At 49.2% G+C, this 2,872-nt stretch carries 1 protein-coding gene; it reads right to left on the reverse strand.

Features of this window, described 5'->3' with window-relative positions:
* Positions 1-2,757, reverse strand: a 2,757-nt coding sequence (locus tag KDK15_RS04695) for a hypothetical protein (protein ID WP_257294206.1), incomplete at its 3' end; no start/stop codon positions are given.
* Between the last annotated feature and the right edge of the window lie 115 nt (positions 2,758-2,872).

A 2,872-nucleotide genomic window follows, 5' to 3' on the forward strand; every position in this document is an offset into this window, starting at 1 on the left:
CAGATCATACCAGCTGTTATGAATACCATAAGTGATCCCTTTGTTCTGATCAGCCCTGCAGGCTTGGTGGCCAGGGTCTGAACAGACAATCATCCCGGCCTCCCGGGCCATTTTGCGCCGGACATTGTCATCAATAAACTGGTTCATTCTCTGTACTGGCTCGCTTGTCCATTCAAAGTTTTCAGAGATCTTTGAGCCATTGGCGTTCAAACCGTAGACTTGGGTGTAGTTTTTTTTGCGCCAATCTTGCAGTTGCCCGGTTACCCGCGCCAGATCAGCCGCACCGTGCATGGCGGCTTCAAGATGACGTTGGAATTCACTCTTGTTACCAGGCTCGGAGGTAAAATCTCTGGTCAGCTGCGGTGGTAAGTCAAGACGTGAAGCGTCAAAACCCAAAGGTTGAGTCACCGTTAATCCGGGAAAATCAGCCCCAACCCCACAACCACGGATAATGTCCATGCGATCCGCAAAGCGTAATAGGCGCAGATACCAGCGCACAGGCTCAGGCAGGCACTGCTCACCTTTACGATGGACATCATTTTCCTTGCTGACCATCGCCAGTGCCATATTATCCAACAGCTGTTCAGGGTAGTGCCCGGCCAGGTCCCGTTTGAAGTAATAAGCAGACCTTGTTTCTTCCGCTGATTTGTCGACATCTTCGGCAGCTGCATCATGGTAGATAATCGCCAGTGCCAGAAGTTCTTTTTCGACTTTTCTCAGGCGACGCTGCTGACATTTTTCCAGCAATTCCATATACCAGAGCCCATTATTTCTGGCCCGCAGAACATGACTGCAGCTGTGCAGCGGTTTCCACACAGTTGGCATGGTCTGTCTGCCAAGGCTCTCGATCACCCGTTCCGGTCCCGGACGGCGGTAATAATGCTGCAAGACCTTCAGGATGGTTTTTTCATTATCGCCGACATTTTCAGGCAGGACCGGCGGTTTGCTGAAGGCATCCACCACAAACTGTAATGCCGTTGGTGCCTCGGCTGTCAATGGTGATGCCGATGCGCCAGAATCGTCCTGATGGAGAGATTGTTTCAGGGCCGCAATTTCCTGCTCAGCCCGCAGGACATGCTCTGGCCAATTTTGGTAGAAAGGATGTGTTTCCCGTTGCTTCCATAGTTTTAGAACCCATTGGATATAATCATCCAGAGACAAATCACCAATAACCTTCGCACCGTTAGGGTAATACCAGTCCAGAGATTTTTTAAGCCTATACAGAATCTCCGGGTTCAGCCCAGCCAAGTAATGATAAAGAGCCAGTAAATGGGACTGGATGATGTCGAAAGTCGGAGGGTTAAGACGACGCGGATAACGTAATAACTCTTCCAGACAGCTCTGCAGTTGCTGTTGATTAAGCCCCCGGCAAATGCGGTCAAATTCAATAACGGCTCCCGGACAGGCGGTCAAAGGTATCTTCCTGAGATGGGGCAGAGTCAGGGATTCAAATGGACTAAAGGCAACCAGCATACAATTCATTATGTCCGGTGGCATTGGAAAATAGCTAAAACTTATCATCCCGTAAATGAATGCCACGCACCACTCTTTCGGCAGACTTGCCCCACTGTGCAAAAGAAGCTGAAACATTTGGTTAGCTGCTTTCTCCTGTTTCTGAGTTTGCTCATGCTCAGGCTGCTCGCTTCTGCACATTTCGGAAGTCAGGAGCGTTTCAAGCAAAGATTGAAAACGTCTTTTATGGAAAAAATGCTGGTGAATTGGCAAGCCACTCTGTTTTAATTCCAGAAGTTTCTCGTAACTGTAAAAACGGGGGTCACTCACCAGTTGGATGGCCTGTTGCAATTTGTGGTCAACATCTGGTGAGAAGGTTAATTCCGAGCTCAGTGCCTCTACCCGCAAAGACATTGGCAGCAGATTTAACATGGCTCTGAAATTTTCTGGGGCTATGCCCTGTGAAATCGCGAAATAATCCAGAGAATCCTCATTCCTGGCCAGGTGTTTACTGTCCAGCTCATCATCAAAATAGACCTGAACAGACCCCGTGCGGTGGCAATAAACAACCAGAGGCAAGGGTTTAAGCTTCAATACCTGTTCACACTGACGCTTGTCCCACAGGGTATCGGCAATATTTATCTGTGTATCAAGGTATACAAAGAAGCATTTGATGTCTTCTTTGTCATATTTGGTGAGCACCAGTTCCGGGTAATCAAGTACAGGGGTGGCATTGCCGGGTTTCAATTTTGGTAAACTGAACGTTCCATCCACTTGCAGATGTCCCGAGGTGAAACGATGAGGATAAGCTCTCCAGGTGACTTGATCGCCGTGCTCACCACGTCTACGGAGCGATGATGGCAGATCAGGCAGTAGTTTTGCTCGCAGTTGTGCCGGAGTTAAGCCAGGCTCCAGCAGCAGACGTTGAGTAAATGCATCACATTTATAGACATACAGGCATTGTGGATCAACAATGCCTACCATCCATCTACTATTCTCTTTTGGCATGGGCTTAGTGGGCATCATTCCCCCCGGCAGGGCGAGGGCGAAGGGTCTTGGTGCCCCCTTACCTGAAAAGTAATTTTTTTCTATAGCCAAATGAATTTGCCGAAACGCCAGGCACCCACTCTCAGCCGCTCGCAGTAGTGCTTGTCGCTCAGACTCTCTGGGATGATGGGGTAGCCGCTTGCTGGTCGGTTCGCTGGTTGTCCATTGGCCAGAGGCTGTTACCGACTGGGTGTCAAGCTTTGGTTGAGGGTGAGGGCACAGGCTCACAGAAGCCCCCGTTTCGTAGGCAATATTCATGGCAAAACTCCATTAAAACTTGTTATTTACCCGCTTCCGTATGGTTGAATCATTCCTTATTAGAGTAACTGGCTGGTAAAAAGTTCCATCACGGTCCCACTGTCCGAAGCTGCAT

Source organism: Endozoicomonas sp. YOMI1, from assembly GCF_024606345.1.
Classification (GTDB): Bacteria; Pseudomonadota; Gammaproteobacteria; order Pseudomonadales; family Endozoicomonadaceae; genus Endozoicomonas.